Annotated in this window: 28 protein-coding genes and 1 tRNA gene; 6 read left to right on the top strand and 23 right to left on the bottom strand. The window is 61.9% G+C overall.

The genetic code is table 11. The features are described 5' to 3' along the window. Positions 1 to 99 precede the first annotated feature (99 nt). The gene (moaA, locus tag C464_RS03625; protein WP_006112192.1) at positions 100 to 1,104 is read left to right on the top strand and encodes a GTP 3',8-cyclase MoaA; all 1,005 of its coding nucleotides are present in this window, start codon (positions 100 to 102) and stop codon (positions 1,102 to 1,104) included. An 82-nt stretch (positions 1,105 to 1,186) separates the two neighbouring features. On the opposite strand, the gene C464_RS03620 is transcribed toward moaA, so the two are convergent. From C464_RS03620 to C464_RS03595, 8 genes are all read right to left on the bottom strand, one after another. Further along, positions 1,187 to 1,330, bottom strand: a complete 144-nt coding sequence (locus C464_RS03620) for a hypothetical protein (protein WP_006112191.1) — start codon at positions 1,328 to 1,330, stop codon at positions 1,187 to 1,189. After that, positions 1,330 to 1,692, bottom strand: coding sequence for a hypothetical protein (locus C464_RS03615; RefSeq protein WP_049910821.1), 363 nt, complete (start codon positions 1,690 to 1,692; stop codon positions 1,330 to 1,332). The genes C464_RS03620 and C464_RS03615 overlap by 1 nt, the downstream gene beginning before the upstream one ends. Before the next feature lie 203 nt (positions 1,693 to 1,895). Beyond that, complete coding sequence (locus C464_RS19395; RefSeq protein WP_006112189.1) at positions 1,896 to 3,107, bottom strand: CAP domain-containing protein; 1,212 nt, start codon at positions 3,105 to 3,107, stop codon at positions 1,896 to 1,898. Between the two features lie 194 nt (positions 3,108 to 3,301). Next, on the bottom strand, positions 3,302 to 4,141 hold the full coding sequence (locus C464_RS17260) for a hypothetical protein (RefSeq protein ID WP_239640182.1): 840 nt from the start codon (positions 4,139 to 4,141) through the stop codon (positions 3,302 to 3,304). A 386-nt stretch (positions 4,142 to 4,527) separates the two neighbouring features. Continuing rightward, positions 4,528 to 5,580, bottom strand: a complete 1,053-nt coding sequence (locus C464_RS03600) for a tyrosine-type recombinase/integrase (RefSeq protein ID WP_006112187.1) — start codon at positions 5,578 to 5,580, stop codon at positions 4,528 to 4,530. Further along, positions 5,577 to 5,753 (bottom strand): YbdD/YjiX family protein, encoded by a 177-nt coding sequence (locus C464_RS18875; RefSeq protein ID WP_161781658.1) that lies wholly within the window; start codon positions 5,751 to 5,753, stop codon positions 5,577 to 5,579. Before C464_RS18875 ends, C464_RS03600 begins: the two co-directional genes overlap by 4 nt. Beyond that, positions 5,750 to 5,920, bottom strand: coding sequence for a hypothetical protein (locus C464_RS18870; RefSeq protein WP_161781657.1), 171 nt, complete (start codon positions 5,918 to 5,920; stop codon positions 5,750 to 5,752). Before C464_RS18870 ends, C464_RS18875 begins: the two co-directional genes overlap by 4 nt. Further along, positions 5,917 to 6,171: a hypothetical protein gene (locus C464_RS03595; protein WP_049910818.1), complete on the bottom strand. Its 255-nt coding sequence runs from the start codon at positions 6,169 to 6,171 to the stop codon at positions 5,917 to 5,919. The genes C464_RS18870 and C464_RS03595 overlap by 4 nt, the downstream gene beginning before the upstream one ends. 349 nt (positions 6,172 to 6,520) lie before the next feature. Here C464_RS03595 and C464_RS18345 point away from each other — a divergent pair, with 349 nt between their 5' ends. Continuing rightward, entirely contained in the window at positions 6,521 to 6,736 is a 216-nt protein-coding gene (locus tag C464_RS18345; RefSeq protein ID WP_006112185.1) for a helix-turn-helix domain-containing protein, read from the top strand. Further along, the gene (locus C464_RS18340) at positions 6,726 to 7,223 is read left to right on the top strand and encodes a hypothetical protein (RefSeq protein WP_152420877.1); all 498 of its coding nucleotides are present in this window, start codon (positions 6,726 to 6,728) and stop codon (positions 7,221 to 7,223) included. Before C464_RS18345 ends, C464_RS18340 begins: the two co-directional genes overlap by 11 nt. A gap of 142 nt (positions 7,224 to 7,365) precedes the next feature. Here the strand turns inward: C464_RS18340 and C464_RS18335 are convergent, their stop codons facing one another. From C464_RS18335 to C464_RS03565, 7 genes are all read right to left on the bottom strand, one after another. Then, the gene (locus C464_RS18335) at positions 7,366 to 7,926 is read right to left on the bottom strand and encodes a hypothetical protein (protein ID WP_152420876.1); all 561 of its coding nucleotides are present in this window, start codon (positions 7,924 to 7,926) and stop codon (positions 7,366 to 7,368) included. Positions 7,927 to 8,019: 93 nt separating this feature from the next. Continuing rightward, the gene (locus C464_RS03590) at positions 8,020 to 8,976 is read right to left on the bottom strand and encodes a hypothetical protein (RefSeq protein ID WP_006112184.1); all 957 of its coding nucleotides are present in this window, start codon (positions 8,974 to 8,976) and stop codon (positions 8,020 to 8,022) included. After that, positions 8,969 to 9,805 (bottom strand): hypothetical protein, encoded by an 837-nt coding sequence (locus C464_RS03585; protein WP_239640181.1) that lies wholly within the window; start codon positions 9,803 to 9,805, stop codon positions 8,969 to 8,971. The genes C464_RS03590 and C464_RS03585 overlap by 8 nt, the downstream gene beginning before the upstream one ends. Next, complete coding sequence (locus tag C464_RS03580; protein ID WP_006112182.1) at positions 9,802 to 10,299, bottom strand: hypothetical protein; 498 nt, start codon at positions 10,297 to 10,299, stop codon at positions 9,802 to 9,804. The genes C464_RS03585 and C464_RS03580 overlap by 4 nt, the downstream gene beginning before the upstream one ends. Positions 10,300 to 11,826: 1,527 nt before the next feature. Continuing rightward, a complete protein-coding gene (locus C464_RS17255; protein ID WP_080510395.1) occupies positions 11,827 to 12,096 on the bottom strand; it encodes a twin-arginine translocation signal domain-containing protein in 270 nt (89 codons plus the stop codon). A 20-nt stretch (positions 12,097 to 12,116) separates the two neighbouring features. Beyond that, complete coding sequence (locus C464_RS03570; RefSeq protein ID WP_049910816.1) at positions 12,117 to 12,518, bottom strand: hypothetical protein; 402 nt, start codon at positions 12,516 to 12,518, stop codon at positions 12,117 to 12,119. Next, positions 12,518 to 12,802: a hypothetical protein gene (locus C464_RS03565; protein WP_239640180.1), complete on the bottom strand. Its 285-nt coding sequence runs from the start codon at positions 12,800 to 12,802 to the stop codon at positions 12,518 to 12,520. Before C464_RS03565 ends, C464_RS03570 begins: the two co-directional genes overlap by 1 nt. Positions 12,803 to 13,084: 282 nt before the next feature. Here C464_RS03565 and C464_RS18330 point away from each other — a divergent pair, with 282 nt between their 5' ends. Beyond that, on the top strand, positions 13,085 to 13,822 hold the full coding sequence (locus C464_RS18330; protein WP_152420874.1) for a hypothetical protein: 738 nt from the start codon (positions 13,085 to 13,087) through the stop codon (positions 13,820 to 13,822). 19 nt (positions 13,823 to 13,841) lie between these two features. Here the strand turns inward: C464_RS18330 and C464_RS03560 are convergent, their stop codons facing one another. The 4 genes from C464_RS03560 to C464_RS03545 form a co-directional block, all read right to left on the bottom strand. Continuing rightward, positions 13,842 to 15,665 carry a hypothetical protein gene (locus tag C464_RS03560; RefSeq protein ID WP_006112178.1) on the bottom strand — a complete coding sequence of 608 codons (1,824 nt, stop codon included), beginning with the start codon at positions 15,663 to 15,665 and terminating at the stop codon, positions 13,842 to 13,844. A 688-nt stretch (positions 15,666 to 16,353) separates the two neighbouring features. Beyond that, a tRNA-Arg gene (locus C464_RS03555) sits at positions 16,354 to 16,428 on the bottom strand. Positions 16,429 to 16,502: 74 nt separating this feature from the next. Continuing rightward, entirely contained in the window at positions 16,503 to 19,310 is a 2,808-nt protein-coding gene (locus tag C464_RS03550; protein WP_006112177.1) for a DUF4350 domain-containing protein, read from the bottom strand. After that, positions 19,307 to 20,611 (bottom strand): DUF1102 domain-containing protein, encoded by a 1,305-nt coding sequence (locus C464_RS03545; protein WP_006112176.1) that lies wholly within the window; start codon positions 20,609 to 20,611, stop codon positions 19,307 to 19,309. The genes C464_RS03550 and C464_RS03545 overlap by 4 nt, the downstream gene beginning before the upstream one ends. 374 nt (positions 20,612 to 20,985) lie before the next feature. Between C464_RS03545 and C464_RS03540 the strand changes: the two genes are divergently transcribed. Both C464_RS03540 and C464_RS03535 read left to right on the top strand, forming a co-directional pair. Continuing rightward, positions 20,986 to 21,573: an AAA family ATPase gene (locus C464_RS03540; RefSeq protein WP_006112175.1), complete on the top strand. Its 588-nt coding sequence runs from the start codon at positions 20,986 to 20,988 to the stop codon at positions 21,571 to 21,573. After that, on the top strand, positions 21,570 to 22,022 hold the full coding sequence (locus C464_RS03535; protein ID WP_006112174.1) for an RNA-binding domain-containing protein: 453 nt from the start codon (positions 21,570 to 21,572) through the stop codon (positions 22,020 to 22,022). Before C464_RS03540 ends, C464_RS03535 begins: the two co-directional genes overlap by 4 nt. 19 nt (positions 22,023 to 22,041) lie before the next feature. On the opposite strand, the gene C464_RS03530 is transcribed toward C464_RS03535, so the two are convergent. The 4 genes from C464_RS03530 to C464_RS03515 form a co-directional block, all read right to left on the bottom strand. Then, entirely contained in the window at positions 22,042 to 22,755 is a 714-nt protein-coding gene (locus C464_RS03530) for a hypothetical protein (RefSeq protein ID WP_006112173.1), read from the bottom strand. Then, on the bottom strand, positions 22,734 to 23,327 hold the full coding sequence (locus tag C464_RS03525) for a GNAT family N-acetyltransferase (RefSeq protein ID WP_006112172.1): 594 nt from the start codon (positions 23,325 to 23,327) through the stop codon (positions 22,734 to 22,736). Before C464_RS03525 ends, C464_RS03530 begins: the two co-directional genes overlap by 22 nt. Before the next feature lie 110 nt (positions 23,328 to 23,437). After that, positions 23,438 to 24,370, bottom strand: a complete 933-nt coding sequence (locus C464_RS03520) for an alpha/beta hydrolase (protein ID WP_006112171.1) — start codon at positions 24,368 to 24,370, stop codon at positions 23,438 to 23,440. Positions 24,371 to 24,443: 73 nt separating this feature from the next. Next, positions 24,444 to 24,737: DMT family transporter (locus tag C464_RS03515; protein ID WP_006112169.1), on the bottom strand; the 294-nt coding region annotated here is incomplete at its 5' end.

The raw sequence follows: 24,737 nt of genomic DNA, 5'->3' as shown, positions 1-24,737 counted from the left end.
GGAGCCGGCCGATTTCACGGCCGCCACGTAACCGAGAGGCGTTACCTACCCGCACGAACGACCCGGGTATTTAACCGCGCGTAGCGGTTTCGACCGGGCATGGCCGCCCCACTCGCGGACGACTTCGGACGGGAGGTGACGGGGGTGCGGATCTCGCTCACCGACCGGTGTAACTTCGACTGCGTCTACTGTCACAACGAGGGGTTAGGCGACACCCGCGGGCCGATGGAGCCGAGCGACGCGGAGATGAGCGCCGACGACGTGGTCCGCTTCCTAGAGGTCGTCGAGGGGTACGGCGTCGACGCGGTGAAGTTCACCGGCGGCGAGCCGATGCTCCGGCAGGATCTGGAGGAGATCATCGAGCGCACGCCCGACTCGATGGAGACCTCGATGACGACGAACGGGACGTTCCTCCCCGGGCGCGCCGCGGACCTGAAGGCGGCCGGCCTCGACCGCGTCAACGTCTCGCAGGACGCGCTCGACCCGGACGACTTCGCCGAGGTGACGAAGTCCGGCGCGTACGAGCAGGTCCTCGAAGGCGTCAAGGCCGCGGTCGACGCCGGGCTCGACCCCGTGAAGCTCAACATGGTCGTGTTCACGCACACCGCGGGCTACGTCGAGGAGATGGTCGAGCACGTCGCGGACAACGACGGGCTCCAGCTCCAGCTCATCCAGTACATGCCGGAGCTGACCGGCAGGCCGGAGTGGAACGTCGACATCGGGCGCGTTCACGACTGGCTCGCCGAGAAGGCCGACCGGGTCGAACACCGCGAGATGCACGACCGGAAGCGCTACTTCGTCGGCGAGGCGAGCGACGACGAGACGGGCGGCATGGTCGAGATCGTCGACCCCGTCGAGAACGAGGAGTTCTGCGCCAACTGCGGCCGCGTCCGCGTCACCCACGAGGGGTACCTGAAGGGCTGTCTCAACCGCAACGACGACCTCCGGTCGATGGGCGAGATGACCCGCGCGGAGATCGCGGAGACGTTCGAGGACGTGGTGGCGAACCGCGTGCCCTACTACGGCGAGTACCTCGTCGAGGGCGACGACGGCGAGTACGAACTGAACGAGAAGTACCTCGGGACGCCGCCGGCGGCGGACTGATCCGTTTTATTCCAAGTACGACGATTGCGTAGGCACCGAGCGAAATGAACGTCGCGTGCTGGACGGTCAGCGCGTAGTTGAGCTAGGTGACCATCGCCTCGGAAATCCCGCCGAACTGGTAGAGTCCAGCGAGTACGAACACGACCGACAGCAGCGCGGGGAGCGTCCGCAGGTGGGTGTAGTCCGAGAGCGTGTCGGACATCGAACGCGAGTACGACGACGCCATCAGTCACCACCCGGGAAGGAGACCATCGTCGGGTTGTAGTCGTGCGTAGAGCCGTCGTCGCGTTCGAGGGTCACCTCTTCGGTGTCCATCGCGATCCAGATGTTTTCGCCGACCTCGATGCGGTCCTGCGCAGCTGCGCGCTTAACGTCGTCTTTGTCGAAATATCGGACGACTCCGCGGCTCTCGTCCTTGATCTTCAGGCGGTACCAAGGGCCGTACTCTCCCTCTCCTTCGGTCAGGTCGAGCACGAGACCATCTAGTATGTCGCCGGGGCCAAGTTCCACCGTGGGAATATCAGACTCCGGCGACTCTCCTTCAAACTGTTCGTAACCGTCAGGCGGCGTCGGTCTTTTAGTCGACATCTCCAACTGTTAGTAGACATAGAATTCGCGTATAATAACATCCTAAGCGAAGTGAAAGTAGTCAGACGGCAGTGGTTCTAGCGAAATCCATGGAACCTAATTTATCCTACATTACTCCCCGTCAACAGAGGGAGTCACGATCCACACGGCACGAGAAAATTTTGCTCTTCGCATAGAACTACTGATATAAAATTTCGGGTGGATTACGAACAAAACACCTGTGTGGCATAGACTTTATTCTCATCTGTGAGATTAACTCCTACGCCTGTTTCTGACCACTTCTGTCGAAGAAGGTTCTCGCGGTGCGGTGGGGAGTTCATCCACTGTGTGACAAGTGATTCAGCGAGATCTTCTTCATCGCTAATGTACGTTTCACCCTCTGCGGTATCTACTTTTTCTTGATACCACGTTTGTGCTACATTCTCCCCACTAGCGTCACAGCCTGCCATAGAGAGCCGTTCCTCTGTGGTAGAGTCGGAGAAATCGTGTGCCAACTCATCGCGATTGACCATGTCTTCGCTGTGTAATCTGGCTTGTTCTTGTAGGCTCGCAGACGACGAGAGATTGCCTAACCCGCGCTCAGCTCGACGCTCGTTAATACCTTCTCGTACAAGCCTCTCCACTTGCTGTTCGTTTATGTCTGCGGGACCAGTCACATTTGCGGCGGCATCGGCCAGAGGTGAAGCCAGTTCTTCAGGCGAGGTATCAATTGGTCCAATCCCAACTTGCCCAGCGAGTAGCACAATGATGCCAAGTATTAGTATGAACTTTGTCGCACTCCACATACTCGTCAATGGATACCGATACACCATCTTCGCTGAGGAAATTAGTTTAGAAGCTATCGCCATTGGCGCACCGAGTAGAGACGAAGATACATTTTTAGCCCTACTCAAACTGGTACCTTCAGATTCTGATTCTTGGGTTGGTGCTGAACTACCACGAACCACAGATCCATCTGGTGCGACATCGGGAGAAGTTGTATCGCGCGTAGTGACTGGGGAACTGCTTACTGTTTCTTGCGTAGGTGAATCAGAGCAGTCGGCCCGGTGGTCGGCAAGATGCTCGCCGCAAAAGGTGCTTTCGCAGTTTGGACACCCCGCTGCCTCATGTTCATACAGTCGTTTCCCGCATGTTTTACATTCGGCTGTCGGTTTGGCAGATTCGTCGGCTGGATGCGTAGTGGCGCGACCTTCTGAGCCTGACTCTTCGACATTGGACAGCCGGAACTCATCTTTAAACCAAGGCTCAGCGTCCTTGTCTGCCTCACGTTTTAATTCCTGTTCCGCCTGTTCAATCTTGAGTTGATGACAGTTATGAGATTCAGGTAGCCGATGCTCTGTACAAAAGTCACGGCCGCATCGCTTACACGTGTACGGGAGACTATCGAACTCGCGACCGCAGTGGTCGCACGCCATGAAACCAATGTATTTTGAATGACGTATAAGTTTGTTCCATAGCGATATAGCGCCATTCAGATAGGCTTGAATCGTATACTGAGGTAATATTGTTCGTAGATCTGGCTTGAAACACACTCGTCGGCCGCGTTCTCAACAATATCAGATTGGATTTTGTGGATTCAAAAGATGACCTGACCACCTCTAGTAGTGGATCACCGCTCTCTCGAGTGGATCATACAAGCCCGTCGTTCATTCCGATCCATAGCAGGGTTAGAAGCATGATAGTCCTCTACGATGAGAAGACGGTCAACAACTTCCGGATCTGTAATTCCGTTGTTCACAAATCTGGCTGCGATAGTTTTGGGATCGTGGCTCGCAACCTCTGTACGAGCGCTGCGGAAAATCTCTCCTTGTGCGAGGTCGTTCGCGAGCCGAGTTTTCTGGATAACATTCTTTATCGGCAATTCTAGAGCCACCATATCGACGCCGCCACCGCCGGGTTCGTGTTCGTTCCCGTCGCGGTCGACGATCGCTTTCAGCTCGTAACCGAACTCAGGTTCCGTCGAGCGTCGGTCGAAGGCTTCGGATTTAGGTTCGATTTGACCGTTCAGTATCTCGCCGACGAACTCCTTGTAAGACGGGTCGATGTTCAGATGCGCCAGCATCGCCGGCAGAGAAACATCTCTGCCGTGAACGTCGAGATAGTCCTGGACGCGGTCACGGATCACCGTCTTTTCGAGCGATTCTCCGTAGGACCACGCGCTGTCAGCGCTCGGCCACCGTTCGGCGAGAGATAGATCGCGCCCTGTTTCCGGCACTGGCGCAGCTGCGTCAGCAGCCCACCGGAGATCTTCGTCGAGCGCAGGTTCAGTTTCGGGCGGACCGTCGAGCTGGTCTTGGTCGACAGTCCAAGGCGATCCGCAGCAAGAGCAAACGACGTCAGCGCCGCGACCATCGTCCCACCGAATGCGCTCGCCGTGAGCGTCGACCTGTCCAGATTCTTCGTTTTCTGCGCGCTGTTCGCACCGATCGGCGCGGATAGCCTGATTCACAGTCTGCGAGCGGGTGGTCCGCTGGCGAGCCGCCGACCAGTAGACAGCTCCCCAAGCGATGTACTCGATCGGTTTGTCAGACGAATTCTCGGTGGTTCGATAAACGGAATCCGAATAGCGGCTGCTAAACTGATCTATCAATCTACGAGTGGAGGGCTCTTCGAAATCGTCACACGTGGTTTGAATTACAACGCAGCAACCGACAGTTTCGGAGCGATCACGGTGGGATTCGAATCAAAATCAGACGTGCTCGCTCGCTTCGCTCGCTGCGCGCGACTGATTGGGTTCGAATCCCCTGCGTGCCGGTTCGCTCGTCGCTTCGCTCCTCGCTGTACGGGCACGGTGGGGTTTGGCGATACCGGGAACTGCGGCGTAGGGTTCGGGGTTCATAGGTCGGGGAGGAAGTCGCTGCGTTGTTCTGCCTGTTCACGGTCCGACCGCCGGTCGTAGTGACGACTCAGAATATCCTCGCTCGCGTTCAGTCGGTCCTGGACGATGCGGCGCGGAACGTCCTCGCGGCGGTAGTAGGTTACCCGACCGCTCCGCACGTCGTGAGGAGATCGCGACGACGGACACTTGCTCGCGTGGTCGATGTCGACCGCTTCGCAGCTGTCGATATCTCGATCGTGCGGGCAGCCCTCGCCGCGCCAGCACGGACGGGTCACCCGATAGAGCGTCTTCCGAAACGTGTTGGCCACGGGTCGACCGTACCTGGTCGTTAGCAGCGGGTCACGACCGTACTCGTCGGTCACGTCGTCACGGTGATACTCGATGTAGTCCTCGATGAACCGAGCGGTCTTCTGACTGATACGGTTCCAGCGAGTACCCGACTCGTGATTCTTGAGCGGAGTCCCCGTCTCCGGACGATGGACGAAGTGAACCGCCGGACCGGAGAAACGGGGATGCGTCCCGTCAAGGTCGCAGTCGTCGAGGTCGAGGCTGCGGATCGCACCGCTCCGGGCTCCCGTCTCCCACAGGAGGAGGAGAACGACGTGATCGCGAGACGCCGGCTGTGCGCTTTCGAGGTAGTCTAGTATCTCGATAGTGCGCTCGGGCTTGAGCGTGGTATCGGACACGTCCTCCCCGTTCTTCATCGTCGGGAGGGTGAGCTGTTCGTACAGGTTCGGATCGACAGCGTCGATGTCGCCGGCGAACCGGAGGAAGCGGCGAAGCGTCGCCAGCTGGCTCTTGAGCGTGACGAGCTTGATCGGCTCGCGTCCGTCGCCCTTCCCCTCTCTCCGCCAGGTCCGGAATCGGTAGAGGTCCCGGCCCGAGAGTCCGTTCAGGTCCTCGATATCTTCCTCGTCGCAGAACTGGATGAATGACTGGAGTCGATAGTGCTCGCTCCGGCGGGTGGACTCCGAGTGTTCGTCCTCCATCGCGCTGTGGAACATCTCCACGGCGTCGACCGGAGCGATCGGTTCGAGATCGTCGCTCACAGGAATCCCTCCGGAGCGTCGAGGATCGGGTGGTCCGGGTGGTTCTCAGCGAAGTGATCGAGGTAGCCCGCGACCTGTCGCGCGTACCGAGTGAACCCGTCCGGCGGCTCGGGTTCGATCCGGGACTCACAGACCGGGCAGGTGGAGAGGTCCCGATCGGAACTGGCGTTCAAACGGGCTCACCCCAGTTCTCCGTGAGGTCGGCCCAGCAGTCCGGACACATCGCGAAGTCTTCGAGCCGGTTCCGATCGTCGACGGACCGATGCTCACCCTGGATCCAGACGTGCGCGTCGTCCGGTTCGAACCGGGACCGGCACTCGGCGCAGTAGAGCGTCGTCATCGCGCGCCCCCGTCGAGGTCGTGATCGTACGGTCCGGTCTCAGTGAGGAGTTGGACCTGGTCGCGTTCAAGGAGTGCGTCGGTCTTCTGGTCGCGCAGCTCGTGGAACACGCCGTCGGCGTCGTCGTGGCGCGCGCAGAGCTGACACCAGAAGTGGTGATTCGTCGGTTCCCACGTTCGGTGGCCGCGGGGACAGAGGAACCGCCACCGATCAGCGTCGTCTTCGATCCGCACAACTTCTCTCGGAGGCATCACCTCACGCCGACGAGGTCGGGTATAAAAGGAGAAATCCTTGTACGGGGAGTGAAACTGAAAGTAAAGCGGAGCGAGCCCGCTGGTTGTCGCGCGATCACGTTCGTCGTGGCGGGATTGAATACCCCTGGCCGTGTTTACTGACATGGCTTTCGTGCCTGATTCACGGAAGCCCGTCCGGACCTGCTGTCACTAGCAGCGAGGTCCGGTTTGTGGCTTAGTTGCCGTCGGGTTCCGATAAGTAGATATGTATTAGCTGGTACTTAACTATTTGCCAATACATAAGTAACGGCCAGTTATTAACTACCACGTGGCTGATAATTATGTAGGCGGGGACTGAAGCAGGGATATGACAGGCAGACCAGCGGACACCTCAGATGATGAAATATTGGAATACTTTAGAAAGTCTGACGACAAAATATTCTCAACTTCCGAAATAGCAGACGGACTATCATACAGTCAACCGGGGATATATAGGAGGCTTGTAGAACTGGAAGGAGAGGGTAAAATAGAGTCTAAGACGTTGGGAGGAACCAGAGCTTGGTGGCTTTCAGATGATCTGTGATATCTTGACGAACGAATTAGTGATACGCATATTAGGAATGACAATTTATGGTATAGGCGGGGTCATTATCGCTGTCCCCGGGATCATTCACCTAGAGCGGCTTTACGGGGCAGGAAAGTTACTTAGAGGGATTGAAAAACTCGAAGCGGGAAAAGTAGAGGAGAATCAAATAGGATTTGACAAACTCGTGTGTGAAATAAACGAGATTACCGGTAGCAAATGTCAAATTGGCGACGAGGTATCTGAATTAGAACTGTATGTTGGCACAACGGTTGTAGGGGGTAAAGAAGCTAAAGGACCCGAATTGACAATAAAGGGGTATGATCGTGATGGAAATGAGGCGGTTCATGTGGATGAACCCATATTTGAGAGGCTCAGATACATCATTGATAGAAAAGTGAGACGTGGGAAGACAAAAATTAGGACAGGAGGTTTGCTGCTAATATTAGTTGGATTTTCCTTACAGTTACGGTCATTATTCATGTGAACCTGCGCTCCCCCCCACAAGGAGGGGTCGCGCAGGCTCCCGCCCACTGAAAGGGTGGGTGGGTCGATGGGTGGATCGCCGTGTTTAGTGATTATTAGTAAACTGGATGTGAAGCAGAATTTTGCGTATAAATTATAATATTCTAGTTTAGCGCTTCTTTGTTGCTTTCTACTTCGCCATCTTCCGTTTCTGTATCCTCGTTTGGCAACTTTTCTTGTGATTTTAAATACGTTGGTGTGAATCTTGGCCATAATATGAGTTGAAGAATCCAGACATAAAATGAAAATATGATTAATTGAGTCCCACTGGTCAGACCAGTTAGCTCGCTAAAAGAATAAATGCCTGAAATAAGGATGGAGACCATCCAAATTGGTATACAGATTACAATGAGCAATATGAATAAAAACTGAGTAACACTATCAGGAGTGTCATCAATATCATCGCCCATTATTGCTTTTAACATACTGAGAACGGCTTCGCTTTCCCGTTGAGGATTTTTTTCGGGACCACCCAAACCAAAGGCCTTTCTCAACAATCCATGAAAAAGAACAGCACCAATCAGACTAGAAAAAATGAAGAGAGGTAACAACGGATAATTTATTATTGGGATACTTGGGAGATCCGGACGGATCTGAATTAGTAGCAAAACAGGGAGGTACCCGCCAGCAGCTCTTAAATCGAATAATTCTCTCCCCACACTCATAGTTTGATTTTCATATAAGATTTACAGACTAATATGGATTAGCAAAACAGAGACTTGCGTTTTAGACTAAATTGAATTTCTTAATAGAATAAATTAATTCGGGCCACGTTCACGCAGCTCGTCGAGGAGATCGGACCAGCCGAGGTCGAGTGAGAACAGGTCAGGTTCGAGGTTCCAGTTCCACGGAGCGGCGTCGTCCGGATCAGGTTCCGCGGTCGCGGGTTCGAGGTTTTCGACCGTCCCGCCGAACAGTTGGTTCTCGGGTTTGTCCGCGTCAGCGGGCCAGTCGGCGAAGAAGTCGACCTCCTTCTTGGAGTGTTTGAAGTACGCGGTCGTGAACAGCCGCTTCAGCTCCGGGTGGCAGTCCTTCCCCGTGTGGAACACCGTCCCGAACACGTCGACATTCACCTTCGCCATCCGCTTGGCGAGCGGAGAGAACTGCGCCGCGACCTCGTAGGAGTTCGTGCGAGCGTCGAAGTGCGTCGAGCCTTCGTCGATAAAGACGAACTTCGGCCGGTCGCGATGCTCGATACACGTCACGGCGAGGTCGTGCGCGCTGGTGACCACGACGTCTGTCAACGGCCACGTTCGCGAGTTCGAGATCACGAGGAGATCGTCGACGGTCGCCGAGCGGAGTTCAGCCAGCAGCGCCATCAGGTTCGTCTTCCCCGTGTTCGGGTTCCCAGCACCACCGATGAACGCGGTCGCGTCGTTGTTCGTCATCACGTCGTCGAGCCGCAGCGGGAGCCGGAGCGCGGAGCCGTCGAGGTCCTGTTCGGTGATTCCAACGAGATGCGAGAGCAGCAGCGAGTTCCCCGAACGAATCGCCTCAGACGCTTTCCGCGACTGCTGGGTCCGGTCGACGAGGTCGAGCAGATGGGAGTCCTGGGCAACCTCCGGGTCGAGGTCGTTGAGGAACACCGACGCCGACACGTCGTCCGGGTCGATCGCTCCGGCCCGCGGGTCGAGGTCTCGATCGGTATCGATGCGCCCGGAGAGCTGTTCCGCGAGCTTCGCCGCGGTCAGCATCCCTTCGTCGGAGTTACCCATCGGCACGCACCTCGGCTTTCTCCGCGTGTCCGTTGCGTTCGGTATCCGGGTCCTCGGGCGTCGAGAAGTCGAACCCCGACTTGTGGTCCATCTCGTCGATCATCTCGTCGTCGACGAGGTCCGAGAGGTCGGAGTCCCCCGCGTCGAGACCGAAGTCCTTCAGCTCCTGATCGACGGCGCGATCGATACCTTCGCCGGAGTCGGGCAGGGAGCCGTCTTCGAACAGCTCCACGATCCGTTCAACCGTGTTCCGGGTCGCGCGACGGACCACAACGAACGCGGAAGTTTCGAGGATAAATCCTCGCTGCGCGTCGTCTTGGAGCTGGCCGCGGCACTCGTGGACCGCGCGGAGCGCGCGGGTCAAGTCCCGATCGTCGAGCGTCCCGCGCCAGGTGCCGACGACGGTCATGTGTTCAAGATCGACCTGTTTCCCGACGTAGAGGTTCGGGGAGAGCTGCGTGAGGTCGTACGTCGAATTGACGAACTCATCGTCGTCGAGGATTTCGAGCTCTCGGAAGTCCTCCAGGGGCAGCCGGTAGATTCCGCCATCGAGTACACGGGCGTCGAGGTCGATCAGGTAGACCCATGCCGGGTCGTACAACCACGAGACGACCTTGTTCCCGACGAGGAACCCGAGCGGGGAGAGGCCGACCGCGGCGACGCCGAACACGTACCAGAAGCGCGGCACTTCGAGGTCGAAGCCGACGATCGCGGACAGGGCCACAAAGGCGATCATGCCGACCGCGAGTTCGGGAGCGTGGCTGTGGAGCCAGTCGAGTATCTTCACGTGGCGGGGCGGCTCGGGTCTGGGTTCTGGTGCGTCTCTCATGCTAACCTCTCGGGTTCCTCGCTGCGGCCGTAGACGACCTTTGCCACGAGGAAGATGGTTACAACCGCGACACCGACGCCGCCCCCGAGTCCAGCTGCCTGCGCGTCGCTGGCGGTGAACGGACCAGCGACGATGGTCGAGGTAGTTTCGAGCGGGACACCGTAGAGGGTAGTCCCATCGTCGATCGTCACTCCGGCTCGGCCGTTCGACGGTTGGACGGGCATCCGAATCTCGGTCTTCCCGTCGACGATGAATGAGTCCCGGCGCAGCTCGCGCGACTCGGTCAGCGCGACGGCTTCGGTCACGGTCACCCGGTCGCGGGTGTCGGAGTCGAGGAGCAGTACGGCCTCGCCGTCGACGTACTCGGCGGAGCAGAGCCGGAGCGTCGAGGTGATTTCCTCCGAACAGGTGTTGACCTGTTCGACGGCGGTCGAGTTCTCAGCGGTCGCGTTCGGGGCGTCCTGTGCGGCAACAGCGCCAGACAGCGAGGTCACTACTACGAGCGCGACAAGGAAAAGTCGGGGGAGCATAGTCAGTTGCTCAGGACGCCGAGCGCGACGAGCGCGGCGGCGGCAACAGCGACGAGTTCGCCGGGCAGTCCGAACATGTCGAACTGGCCGAGGTCGATACCACCGCCAGATTGCGAGTTCTCGTACTTCTCGATCAGCTCTTGGTTTTGCTGTTCGAGCTGGTCCCACTCATCCTGCGTGATGTAGTTGGAATCAGTCTGCGGTTCAGAGTTATCGAAGTTCGTCGACGAGACCTCTTCGCCGGACTGCTTGTTGACCAGTTTGTCGACGGTGAACGCGCCTTTCAGTTGGAGCGTGTCGTACGTCGTCTCAGTCGCGGTTGCGTGGAACCGCGAGGAGTCGACGTTGGTGATGGTGGTTTCGAGGTCAGCAGAGGCGTCGTATGACCACGTCCCGTCGCCGTTGTCAATCCAGTCAGCAGCAGGGACCGAGACGGTTTCAGACTCGACGGTCGTCACCTCGATCGCGGTGCCTTCGTACGGCTCCGAGGTGATGGTGATGCTACCTCCGTCGATGCCGGAGTTGATCGCATCCCACGGACCCTCAACGAGCGACATGTCGGCGGTGAAGTACACGTCGCCGGAGAACGTCGACGGGTCGTATGTCTGACCAGCAGACAACGGCCCATCCGACGAGTCCGTAAGCGCGAACGTACCGGGCAGCGTCGCCCCAGTGTCTTGGATAGTGATCGTCGCCTCACGCTCGGCGTCGACCGGAACGTTGAGCGCGATGAGGTCGGCAATCGCTTGGCTCATGCCTTCCTCCTGCGCCATCATGGCGGCGCGTTCGCGCGGCGTCACGAGGTCGGAAATCTCGATCGCACCACTCTGAACGTCACCATAGACGTTCGTCACCCACGTCGAAATCCCGTTTCGGACGTTGGTGAACGTGGTGTTCATCTCAGTCTCGACAGCATTCCAGTCGGAGAACTTCATGTACTCCGTGCCATCGACGGTGTTGTACGTGTTCGCGCTCGTTTGAGTGACAACCTCTTTCGGGTTGTACTCGACGACGGAGTACGCAGCGTTGCTGTCAGACCACCCAGTGTCATGGTTGAGGGTAAGCAGGGTGAAGTCCGTGCCGTCAGGCATCGTGACGGTGGTATCCTTCAGCGTGTTCGGGCTCGAACCAGAGAGGTCGAAACGAGGATCACCGAAGTCGGTGATGGCCGAGAGGCCGACTTCGCTGTGCGCGATGACCGTTTGAGTCATCGCTTCGAGTTCACGGACCGTCTCGTTCCACGACTTGTAGAAGTTCGAGCGGACCGTGGTCTCGTAGGAATCGATCGCGCTGTTGGCGGCGGACAGGACCGCAGACTCAGATGAACCAGCGTTCAGTTCCTCGATGGCGGCGATCTTGGCCTCAGTGTAGGCCGTATGCTCAACGCCGTCGAGGATGTTCTGGTTGTCGACGATCGTACTCTGATTGTTCGATTTGCGCTTCTTGACGGACTGACTAAGCTGATTGCGGAGTACGTCAGGCGTCAACCCCTCANACGCCGATACCGCCGACAGCGGAGATCGCGGCCGCGCCGATGGCATAGCCGACAAGCGGAGCGATTGCTTCGGCATCCTGCGCGAAGCCGCGGTCATGAGAGAGGCCGACAGCAGTCGCGCCAGCAGCACCGAGGCCTTTCACGAAGGTACGGCGGCCCAGACGAGCAGGGCGGTTGGTATCAGAACCGTTAGCGCCCACAGCAGGCCCATCAGGAGGGCGATTCGAAGCGGTACGGCTAGTCGGGTCGTCATGGTTGGAACTCATAAGTTGAGGGTAGAGGGGGGTTACCGAACAGCGACGCCCCAAGCGACGACCGTCGCGAAGAACGCGAGGATCGGGCCGAGGTTACTGTTCGTGTTGATGATGCTAGCGATCTGCGGGACGTACTGGTAGCCGATGATGACGAGCGGGCCAGCTGCGATCGCGACCTTCTCCCAGTCTTCGTAGCTCTCGAACTGTTTGGTTTCGCTGCTCGCGAAGGCAATCGCGTACGCACCGAGCGAGATGAACGTCGCGTGCTGTGCGGTCAGCGCGTAGTCGAGCCAGGTGATCATCACCTCGGAAATCCCGCCGAACTGGTAGAGCCCGGCGAGTACGAACACGACCGACAGCAGCGCGGGGAGCGTCCGGAGGTGGGTGTAGTCCGAGAGCGTGTCGGACATCGAACGCGAATACGACGACGCCATCAGCCACCACCCGGGAAGAAGCAGTTCGTCGGGTGGTAGTCGTGCGTCGAGCCGTCGTCGCGTTCCAAGGTCACCTCATCGGTGTCCATCGCGATCCAGATGTCTTCACCGACCTCGATGCGATCCTGCGCAGCTGCGCGCTTCACGTCGTCCTTGGCGAAGTATCGGACGACTCCGCGACTCTCGTCCTTGATCTTCAGGCGGTACCAGGGTCCGTACTCGCCTTCCCCTTCGGTCAGGTCGAGTACGAGGCCTTCGAGTACGTCACCAGGGCCAAGTTCCACAGTGGGAACATCGGACTCGGGTGACTCTCCTTCGAACTGTTCGTANGTCGAGTACGAGGCCTTCGAGTACGTCACCAGGGCCAAGTTCCACAGTGGGAACATCGGACTCGGGTGACTCTCCTTCGAACTGTTCGTAACCGTCCGGCGGCGTCGGTCTTTCAGTCGACATCTCCGACTGATAGTCGAACCTGATTTCCGTTATAAACGTGAGACGCGCGTGGTGTAAGTGAAGTCCACATCCATCTGGAAGATATATATGTTCAGACAGGATGGTGAAAATACATGTCCCAATCAACAGCATTCTTGGGCTTTTCGCTAAGAGACACCCTAACAAGGCTAATTCCCGGCTTAGCGCTCATAGCACCTACCGCAGTGGGGGTGAGTTTAACAACACCAGAGCTGCTCTCGACTAATACTCCATCATTTCTCATACTGGCATTCGTCGGTTATCTCACCGGAGAATTTGTAGATCAATTCCGATCTGGGATATTTCGAGTGCCGCAAAACTTCCGATATATTATATACAAGGAAACAGATGAATTAGAGAAAATGCCCGCTTTTTACACACACATAATCAAATTACAAAAGAAATTACCCAGCAGACTCAAATTCTATGAAGAACCCGACGGTCATGAGCGACTCACCAATAACCTAGATCTCGACTTTCGTGAGAGTATGGAAAGAGAGCTAAATGTCGATTTTAAGGAAAATAATCCCAGACAAATATACGACCTATTGCTAATTTATATGCACGAAGACTTGACACCGAGACTCCGTAGGATGCAGTCTATCTCAATATTCTCGGCAAACCTACGATTAGCAACTATATTCGGATTTGCGATTTATACATTCTACTACCTAGGAAATCGAGGTTCAGAGATCATCTGGATTGTATGGTTTGTTTCTGGGATCATTGCTGTAATTGTCTTCATCACCTGGTCAGTACTAGACATAACACATCACCAATACATCGAATTGTTAGTAAAGGAGTATTACATGAAGCAGATCTCTAGTGAGTGAACAGGCAGTCAGGCCAAGATCATTCAGTATTCTCTAAGATCATACATTGTCTACGACTATCTCGGTCCATCATTGGATTTGAGACATGATAATCTTCTACAATAAGGAGTCGATCAACGACAGTAGGATCGGTAATACCATCATTGACGAATCCAGCGGCGATCGTCATCGGGTTATGACTCGCTATCTCTGTCCTAGCATCGCGGAAGATTTCACCTTGCGCAAGGTCGTGGCGGAGCCGAGTATTCTGGATAACGTTGCTTATCGGCAATTCTAGTGACACCATGTCGACGCCGCCACCGCCGGGTTCGTGTTCGTTGCCGTCGCGGTCAACGATCGCTTTCAGCTCGTAGCCGAACGCAGGTTCCGTCGAACGACGGTCGAAGGCTTCAGATTCAGACTTGATTTGACCATTCAGTATCTCGCCGACGAACTCCTTGTAAGACGGGTCGATGTTCAGGTGCGCCAGCATTGCTGGCAGGGAGATATCTCTACCGTGAACGTCGAGATAGTCCTGAACGCGGTCGCGGGTCACCGTCTTTTCGAGCGATTCTCCATAGGACCACGCGCTGTCGGCGGTAGGCCACCGTTCAGCGAGTGAGCGGTCCGGGTCTGGTTCCGACGCTGGCGCAGCTGCGTCAACAGCCCATCGGAGATCGTCGTCGAGCGCAGGTCCGGTTTCAGGCGGGCCGTCAAGCTGGTCTTGGTCGACTGTCCACGGGGAACCGCAGCAGGAACACACGACATCAGCGCCGCGGCCATCGTCCCACCGGATGCGCTCGCCGTGTGCGTCGACTTGTCCGGACTGTTCGTTTTCCGCACGCTGTTCGCACCGATCAGCGCGGATGGCCTGATTCACGGTCTGCGAGCGTGTGGTCCGCTGGCGGGCAGCCGACCAGTAGACAGCTCCCCAAGCGATGTACTCTATCGGCTTGTCGAGCAGGTCCTCAGTGTATCCGCCCATGTAAGCGGCGAGGTAGGAGCCGAGGTTACCGACGTCTGCGTTCATCGAGATACAGCCGTCGTCTTCTTCGAGATAGTCGTCAATAGCGTCGTAGTTGTGTGCCGACCAGCCGGCGGGCTCACAGGCCTCTAGATGTTTGTCGATCACTCGTTCGAACTCAGAAGCGACCGGACGGAGGTCACCGAAGTCGGCACCATCGAAGTAGACGCCGACGTGAATGTGCGTGTAGCAGGCATTGAGACCCGCGTCTTTGTCGGGGTCAGCAGCGGAACCCATTCCGTGCGGTTCCGCTTGAAGCCAGTAGCCCCACTGTTCTGAGTCGAGGTTGAGGTGATACTCCATCACGTTGCGGAGGGTATCACGGACGCCGCCGTAGCTGAACGCATCGTGTATCGCGTCCATCTGTTCGACGGGCGGGAGTCGGTCACCATCAGGGACAGATGAGGCGGTTAGAGTGAGCATCACGGTCACCGGGTCATCCCACGCGGGAGCGGCTTCGCCACCGGAGGGACGCTTTCCACCGGACATCTGCCGCTGGAGCGCGCGAGCCCGTGCGTACTGCTTCTTACTGTAATCCTTCCCCCACGCGTCGGATAGAGGCACGTCGAACTCGTCACCTGATTCGCGGTCCTCGAATCGGGCCATCATCCCGCTATACTCGTGGTGTGCGCGGAGGAAGGCGTGAACCGCGTCGAGCCACGTCGCAGCGGAGCGGGAACGAAGCGAGTCGACGGCGAACGAGTCTTCAAGCGGATGGTCAGGGTCGACGAACTCTTTCTCCCATTCAGCCTCGGTGACGATACGCCGAAGCTTGCGCCCGTGCGACTCAGAGAGTGGTTGATCGGCGAGATGGGGGTACTCAACCGCGAACTCGCTCACCCGTTCAACGATGGGATCGGCATCTTCCTCTAAACCGGTGAGAGAAGCCGTTACAGAGTTAGTCTCCTTGGAAGGCCAAGACGCACCCCCTTCGTCGGGCGCGCTCATAACTCACCTCCGGGCGTGCGCGACCACTCCGCGACCGCGACGGCACCGCCGCTCGTTTGGCGACCTTCGGTCGCCTGTGCGCGGTCGGCGGCGTTCGGACCGGGTCCGCCGGTCCTCACGCACCGCAAGGTCGCCGACCGCTTGGAGAGACTGACGGGTGTCGGGTCGAGGGGGCGAGCGAGATCGTGCCGGAGCCGTGGGGAGGTGAACCGGCGCGCAGCTGACCGACTCACCGTTCGGGAGCAGTGAGGTCGGCAGGCCGCTCAGGACAGTCGAGCGCGTGCCCGTATTCGAGCTGGCTCGACGAGTTCCGAGTACAGCGCGCACCGCACGCGGGGCACCAGAACTCGCCTGGACCATCCGCGGTGAGATGGCAGAGTGAATTCGAGTCGATCCCGAGGCTCACGGCTGACCACCCCCGAAAACAATGAAAACCGGGTGCCTGCGGAGGGGGGCGTTAATCTGCTGAACGGAATCCGAATAGAGACCTCTAAACCGATTTGAGAATCCAACAGTAGAGTGGCTTTCGACACCGTTCAGGAGGGTTTGAGGTAGAACCCAAGAACCGAAGGTTTCGGAGCGAGCACGGTGGGATTCGAACCCACGACCATCGGATTAGAAGTCCGACGCTCTATCCTAGCTGAGCTACGTGCCCTCATTCGCTTCTGATCCGCCCCGTCTAAAAAACGCCCGCGGTTCGCGCCGGGGAGCGCCCCGGATCGACCGCGTTCAGTAACCGTACTCGACGACCGTGTTCCCGTCCGCGTCCGCGAGGAACACCGTGTCACCGTCGTTGTTCCACACCGCCGCGCCGCGCCCCCAGTACACCGTGTCGTCTGTGTCGGTCCCGGAGCCGGTGTACAGCGCGACCGCGCCGCCGGGAGCGACCGTGACGCCGTCGAAGGTGTAGCTGTTACCGGCCCCGTCGGACACCTCGTAGCCGGTGAGGTCGACCGCGGCGTCGCCCTCGTTGCCGAACGCGACGTACTCGTCTTGGAGGAAGTCGCCCTCCAGGTCGTAGACGATCTCGTCGAGCGCGAGGTCGCTCCCGGCGTCGCCGCCGTCGTCGCCGTCGCCGTAGGCGTCGAACAGGTCGAAGTCGGCGTCGAAGTTCGTCGTCGTCGGGTTCGCCGGGCCGCCGAGGTTGTTCGCCTCGTCGGTCACCGCGCCGCCGGTCCGCAGGTCGGAGCCGAGGTCGGCGGCGAGCGCGTCGAGGTTGTCGCGCGCGTCGGCCGCGGCGTCCGCGCCGGCCCCGGCGAGGATCACGGCACCGCCGTCGTCGCGGAAGTCCGCGAGCGCCGCGACCTCGTCGGTGCCGAGCGCGTCGTCGGGTGCGGTGACGATCACTGCGCGGGCCTCGGAGAGGTCGCGCCCGGTCTCGTCGTCGAAGTCGTTCTTCCCGTCGAACTCGATCGCGAACCCTTCGAGGTAGCGCTGGAAGTAGGCGGCGTCCTCCGCCGAGAGCGCGTAGTCGGCCGCGAACTGCCCGTGGCCGCCGTCGATCACGACGCTGCCCTCGCGGCCGTCGGCCGCGACCGCGTCGATCAGGTTCGCGAGGAACACGTAGTTCCCGTACGGCTCCGTGCCGGGACCGTCCTCGTCGCTCTCGAAGCTCTCCGCGGGGAGCGGCCCGCCGAGCAGCGCGACGTTGTTCGCCTCGTCGACGCCGACGAGGGGAGTCCCGTCCGCGGCGGCGACGGGCACGCGGTCGGCCGGGACGTCGCCGTCCGCGGTCGCGACCGCGGAGGCGAACGGGACGAACAGCTCGTCGACCGGGTCGTCGCCGACGACCGGCGTGGCCGCGACGTCGGAGATGTCCCAGATGCCGTCGCCGGCGTCGCGGGCCGCGCGTTCGAGGTCCCAGTACGCGTCGTGGTCGGCGAGCCCCGAGTCGTACACGCGCGCCCAGCCGTCCTCGACGGCCTTCGCGTTGTAGACGCTGCCGTCGGGGAGTTCGAGGAAGCCGAGCAGGCGGCCGAAGTCGCCCCGGAGCCCCTCGTTCTCGTCGAACGAGAGGGTGACCGTGCTGCCGACTTCGAGCTTGTCCTCGGCGTAGCTCGTCGCGTCGTCGCCCGCGTCCTTCAGCGCGGGGGCGTCGTCTATCCCCTCGTACTCCTGGAGACGCTCCTCGGTGCTCCCGGTCTCGGGGGTGTCGATGCCGAGGATCCGGACGGTGTCGACCAGCCCGTTGTCGAACTCGACGTCCGCGGTGTCGCCGTCGGCGATACCGTTCACCGTCACCTCGTACTCCTCGGTCGGGTCGAGTTCGATCCCGAGCCCCTCGCGGTCGGCGAAGAGGGCGGGGTAGTTTCCGGTGTCGAGGTCGCCCGTCGTCGGCGCGAAGTCGCTTCCCGCGTTGCTCTCGCCGTCGATCACCTGGTTGTCGTTGAACCGGATCTGGGAGTCGATCCCGTCCGCAAGCGCGTTGAGAGTGTCCGTCGCGTCGAAGTTGTTGAAGTCCGACTGGTCCATCAACACGATCAGTCCGCCGGCGTCGGCGAAGTCGGCGAGCGCGTCGATCTCGCTGTCGCTGAACGAGTCCGCCGGCGACGTGATCACGACGGCGCTGGCCGGGCCGAGCAGGTCGCTTTCGAGGTCTTCGGTGGCCTCGACGCTGTACCCGTTGTCCCCGGCGTAGCCCGCGAACGACTCGTGGCTGGCGAGGTCGTAGAACTGCCCGTGCCCCTCGTCCCAGAGGACCGTGTCCGAGTCCGCGTACCGGTCGAAGACGTTCAACAGCACCTCCTCGTTGCCGTAGTCGCCGAACCGCACGTCGTTCTGCGCGAACGGGAAGCCGAACGCGACCACGGGGCGGTCCTGATCGACCGCCGCCAGCGGCAGCGGCTCGTCGTCCGGGTACGTCGTGGCGTCGCCGTTCCCGTCCTCGTCGACGGACTCCGCGGTCGGCTCCGCGGCGACCGCGATCGCCTCGGCCGGGAGATAGCCGTCCTCGGCCAACAGGCTCGCGGTCGAGTCGAAGACGAGCTTGTCGACGAACGCGGGCGGCTCCTCGCCCGGGCCCTCACCGGGGTCCTCGACCGCGCCGTCGCCGACGCCGATCGTGATCGCCACCTCGCCGTCGGTCGGATCCTCGCCCGCGTCGATCTCGACGCCGACCGCGACCGCCTCGCCGACCCCGAGCTCGACGGTGTGGTCGGGACCGAGCTCCTCGCCGTCGACGGTCAGCGCGAAGTCGGCGTCGCCGAGGCTCCCGTCGTCGACCGTCGCGAACAGACCGAGGTCCTCGGTGCCCTGATTGCTGACCTGGAACACCTCGCCGACCTCGTAGACGGTGTTCGAGCCGAAGCCGGTGCCGCCGCCCTCGACCTCGTCGAAGACCAAGGCGAGCTCGCCCGCGTCGTCGACGGAGGCGAACGACTCGTCGAGCGGGGTCAACGCGAGGAGGGAGCTCGCGTCGTCCGCGAGCGCCACCGTCGCGTCCCGCTCCGCGCTCGCCGTGTCGAACGCGCCCGTGGCGATCGCACCGCCGCCGGCCGCGGTCGCGCCGAGACCGATGATGACGCTGCGGCGCTTCATTGGATCCCCTCCCTGGCGGCGAAGAGTCCAGAGAACTCGTCGGCGTTGAACTCGCTCGTAGTGAAGTCGAACGAGGAACCGTCGACCGGATTCGCCGGGTCTTCGACCTGATCCGAGTTGAACCGGAAGTCCAGGTCGAGCGCGGCCGCGATGTCGTTCAGGGTCGCCGTCGCTTCGTTGTCACCGAAGTCGCTCTGGTCGAAGAGTAGTACGCCACCTCCGTCGTCGACGAAGTCGCTCAGTGCGGAACGCTCGAAGGAACTGAACTCCGACGCCGGCGTCCCGATGGCGACTCCGTCGGCGTCGGACAGATCCTCCATGAGGTCGTCGGTCGCCTCGAGCGTGTACCCGTTGTCGCCGACGTAGTCGACGAACTGCCCGAAGGAGTTGTTCCCGTCGTCCGCGAGCGTCCAGTACTGCCCGTGGCTCTCGTCCCAGAGGACGGACCCGGAGCCGATCAGCTCGTCCATGAGGTTCAGTACGAACTCCTCGGTGCCGGTCGTGAACTCGCCCCGCCCGTCTTCGAGCGACTGCATGGTTCCGATGCCGGCGACCGGGCTGGTCCCGTCCACCGAGACGAGCGGGATCGGATCGTCTCCGTAGATGACCGGATCCGTGTCGTTCGTGTCGACGTTCTCGGCGCTGTCGGCCGCCGTCACGGCGACGACGGAGTCGTCGGTGAGTTCGCTCTCCCCGTCGGCCGCGATCTGACTCGCCGTGGAGCGGAACTGTATCGAGTCGATCGTCTCCGGCGGCTCCGGTCCGGGGTCGTCCGGCTCGTCGCCCCCCTCCTCGAAGGCCGCCTCGATGGTGACGTCGATGTCGAGGTCCTCGGTGACGTCGACGTCGCCCGTCTCGACGTACGTGCCGACCGACTGCTCCGTCCCGGTCTCCAAGACGACGGCGTTGTCGGGGTCGTCGAGGACCCCGTCGCGGTCGCCGGTGGGGTAGAGCCGGAACTCGCCGTCGAAGCCGTCGGTGTCGCTCGCCGCGGTGATCGAGACCGTCTCGGTCCCCTGGTTCGCGACCGCGAACACCTCGTCGAAGAAGAACTGCGAGTTGCGCCCGATGCCGTCGCCCACGCCCGAGACGTCCCCGAACGAGAGCGCGAGCTCGCCGTCGCCGTCCGTCGTCGCGTACGCGCTCTTCGAGACGAGGCCCAAGTACGCGTCCTCGTCGTCCGCGAAGTTCACCGTCGCCGTCCGCTCCGCGCTCGCCGCGTCGAACGCGCCCGTGCCGATGAGTGTTATTCCGCCGATACCGCCGGCTGCCGCTCCCGTGATGAGTGTTCGTCGTCGCATGAATCGTCCGCGGCCGGCGCGCGCCGTCGCGACTCTCCACCGTCCGAACGGACCCGCGAGACGCGAGATCCCAGCGTGCGGAGGGCGAGCGCGAGGGGGAGTTCGAGACTTCCAGTCACACGTCAGCCACGACCATATCGTCCGACGGCTAGTTTAAGTAATTTTATACTAGATATATAAAATAATTAGACGACCTACGGAGCGTTCCGGAGCGTTCCGGAGCGTTCCGGAGCGACCCGATCCGCCGCGGAACGGCGACCTCGCGACCGGGGAGCGACCCCGCGACCGCGGGCCGACTCCGCGGCGGCCCGTCCGCCGGCCGGTGGCGTCGCTCAACAGCAGACCTAAGTCCGCGAGCGGAGTATCGCCCGGTAATGAACGTCATCGGAACCGTCGGCCTCCCCGGCAGCGGGAAGGGGGAGGCGGCGAACGTGGCCGAGGCGGCCGGCATCCCCGTCGTCGTCATGGGCGACGTGATCCGCGCCGAGTGTCGCCGCCGCGGGCTCGACCCGGCGCAGCACCACGGTCGGATGGCCGGCACGCTCCGCGAGGAGGAGGGCGACGACGCCATCGCTGCGCGGACGCTCCCGCGGATCCGGGAGGCCGCGGCCGAGAGCGACCGCGGCGACACCGTCCTCGTCGACGGCCTCCGCTCCACCGTCGAGCTCGGACGCTTCCGCGAGGCGTTCGGCGACGACTTCACGCTCGTCGCGATCCGCGCCCCCTTCGAGCTCCGCGCCGAGCGACTGGGCGAGCGCGACCGCGACGACTCCGACTCCGACCTAGAGGCGCTCCGCGAGCGCGACGAGCGCGAACTCGGCCTCGGCCTCGGCGAGACGCTCGAACGCGCAGACGTCGAGATCGACAACACCGAGAGCCTCGCGGCGTTCCGCGACCGCATGCGCGAGGTGTTGGGCGTCGACGCCGCCGGACCGCTCGACGCCGGGGGTGACGGCGCGTGATATACAGCGTCGACGTCCGGATCGAGACGCCGGTCCACGACACCGAGGTGACCGACCGGGTCGCGGACGCCGTCGAGAACGTCTTCCCGGACGCGGACCCGGTCCACGAGGAGGGACGGCTGGTCTCCGAGACGCACAGCCTCGACGCCTTCTCCGACGTCCTCCACGAACAGGAGATCCTCGACACCGCCCGCCGCGTGTTCCGACAGAACCGCACCGAGGAGGGGTTCGCCTTCTCGCTGAAGAAGCAGGCGGCGCTCGAAGGCGTGGTCAACTTCGCGGTCGGCGAGCCGGACGAGCTGGGCGAGATCGCCGTCGAGGTGCGCGTCCGCGAGCCCGACGTCGACTCGTTCATCGACTACGTCGCGCCCGAGACCGACGAGGGACAGCCCGTGGACCCGATCCGCGAGTACGGCGACCGCTTCGACCCCGAAGACGAGGCGTACTGAGGCCGGTTCGGCGCGCCGGTCACTCGGCCGTGGCCCCGGCCGCGGCCCCGCCGACGGCGCCGAAGACGGCCGGGTAGACGAGCCCCGCAAGCAGCGCCGCCGTGACGAGCGTCAGGGCGACGCTCCCGCCGTCGCCGACGGCGTACCGGAACAGGAAGGCCCCGATCACCGCGAGCGGGAAGTAGCCCGTGGCGGCGAGCGCGCCGGACTGCGTGCCGTCGGCCGGCGTCCTCGCGCCCGCGGCCCGCGCGATCGCGACCCCGGCGACGACGAGCAGCAGCGGCGGCACGACGTACAGGTACGCGAACCCGCCGTCGCGCTGCGAGATGAAGTTCACCGACCGCGCCGCGCCGACCAGCGACGGCACGTCGACGTCGACGAAGTGCGCGTTGTAGAACACCCAGCCGACGCCGCGCCACACCGAGATGGTGTCGCCGCCGAAGAGGTCGGCGAAGACGTTGATCCCGGATAGCCCCTCCTCGACCCGGCCGCTCTGGGTGACGTAGACGACGAGGTAGCCGAGGACGTACGAGACCGCGCCCGCGGCCGAGGCCGCTTTCCGCCCGTGTCGAGCTCGCTCCGCCGCCGGCCGGTGAAGGCATGCGCTCGGTGTCGCTTCGGCGGCGGTAAGTGTTTGTTGGGTCGGACCGGTTTCTGAAATCAGCAGCGCACTGAACGTAATAAATTCGGTGGCGTCGGGAGCGGCCCGAATCAGGCGGTCGCCGCGCGCCACTCCGACTGCGATATGGTGTACCGCACCTCGTCGTGGACCGTCCCGTCGGCGAAGACGAGCGTGTTGCGCAGGCGACCCTCGCGCCGCCCGCCGAGTCGGTCGACGTACTTCTCGACGGCGCGCCGCGACCGCTCGTTGTCCGGGTGGTGGCTCACGGCGACCACGTCGAGGTCGAGGTCGTCGAACGCGACCTCGACGAGCGCGGCGGCGCGCTCGCCGGAGTAGCCGCGCCCCCAGAACTGCTTTCGGAGCCACGTGCCGAGCTCCGCGGTCCGCGTCTCCCAGTCGACCCCGAAGCCGCCGAAGCCGGCGATCTCGCCCGCCCCGTCCTCGCCCTCGCGCGGCCGGATCACGTAGCTCGCGGCCTCGCAGTCGTCGAAGCGCTCGCGCCCGCGTTCGAGGAACTCCAGCGTCTCCTTCTTCGTCTCGTGAGGGCTCCAGGTGACGTACTCGGTCACCTCGTCGATCCCGGGGTCCGACGAGCAGATCCGGTAGCACTCGTCGAGGTCGACGTTCTCGGGGCTCCGCACGGTCAACTGGAGTCGGTCCGTCTCGATGCTCTCGGGGAACACGTGAGGCGTGTCGTCGCCATTCGGATAAACTCCACCGGCGGCTTGAGGGCTGTTCGCACACCTCGCGTTCGGTGACGTGGCCGGACGCGCCGTGACGAACCCGATCCCGGCTAGGCGTCGAGCGCGTCGGCGAGGTCGTCGCCGACGGATGCGATCGCCTCGCGCGCCCGGTCGACCTTTTCCATCGTCATGAAGCCGTGGACCATCGCGGGGTAGTTCTCGTACCGCGTCGCGACGCCGTCCGCGACCAGTCGCTCGGCGTACGCCCGCCCGCCGTCGCGGAGGGGGTCGAAGCCGGCGGTGACGACCGTCGCGGGCGCGACGCCGGAGAGGTCGCCGGCGTTGATCGGGTCGGCGTACGGGTTCCGCCGGTGGACGTCGCTCCGATAGTACGACTCGGAGAACCACTCGATGTCCGCCCGCGAGAGGACGATCCCGCCGTGTTCCCGGACCGACGCCTGCTCGGTATCGACGCCGATGCCCGGATACAGGAGCGCCTGGTGGGCTATCTCCGGGCCGTCCCGCTCGGCGGCCATGAGCGCGGTCACGGCGGCGAGGTTCCCGCCGGCCGAGTCGCCCGCGACCGCGAGGTCGCCCGTCCCGCGGAGCCGGTCGGTCGAGTCCGCGGCCCACTCCACGGCGGCGTACGCGTCCTCAACGGCGGCCGGGAAGGGGTGTTCGGGCGCGAGGCGGTACTCGACCGACAGCACCGCGCAACCGCTCTCGCGGGTCAGGTGCCGGCAGAGCCGGTCGTGGGTCTCGACGCTCCCGAGGACGAACCCGCCGCCGTGGAAGAAGACGACCGTCGGGAACGGCGGGTCGCCCGCGGGGAGGTAGAGCCGGGCGTCGATATCGCCCGCGGGGCCGGGCAGGGACATCGACTCGGTCGCGCCGACGCTCGGCGGGTCGCGGTTCCGGAACCTCATAACCGGGCGGGTCAGCAGTCGCAGCAGTTTCAGTCGGTAGCGGCCGTGCGGGAGGGGGATCCGCGACTGGCGCGTGGCGGCGCGCTTCGCCTGCGGATCGATCTGGTCGGCGCTCACGACGCGCAGGTCGTCGGCCCGGCGGCAAGACGGTTGCGGCGAGGGCGGGCGGGCCGGGGTGATCTCGCCGCAGTCAGCCGAACACGCCGGTCGCGCGCAGTTCCGCGCGGATCGCGTCGCGTTTCACTAGCCCGAAGCCGACGCAGATGATCAGGAACCCGGCCACCGTGGTTGCGGTGATCCCCTCGTCGAGGACCAGCCAGCCGACGAGCGCGGCGAACACCGGCGCGACGTAGGAGACGAGGTTGATCTCGATCGGCCCGAGCCGGTCGAGCAGGTCGAAGTAGACGAGGAAGCCGATCCCGCTGGCGACGACCGAGAGGTAGCCCAAGGCGAGCAGCGACTCCGTCGTCCAGACCGCGTCGGC

This window comes from Halorubrum coriense DSM 10284, assembly GCF_000337035.1.
In the GTDB taxonomy this organism is placed as follows: Archaea; Halobacteriota; Halobacteria; order Halobacteriales; family Haloferacaceae; genus Halorubrum; species Halorubrum coriense.
The sequence above is the reverse complement of the archived record's forward strand: the minus strand, read 5'-3'. Positions and strand labels throughout refer to the sequence as shown.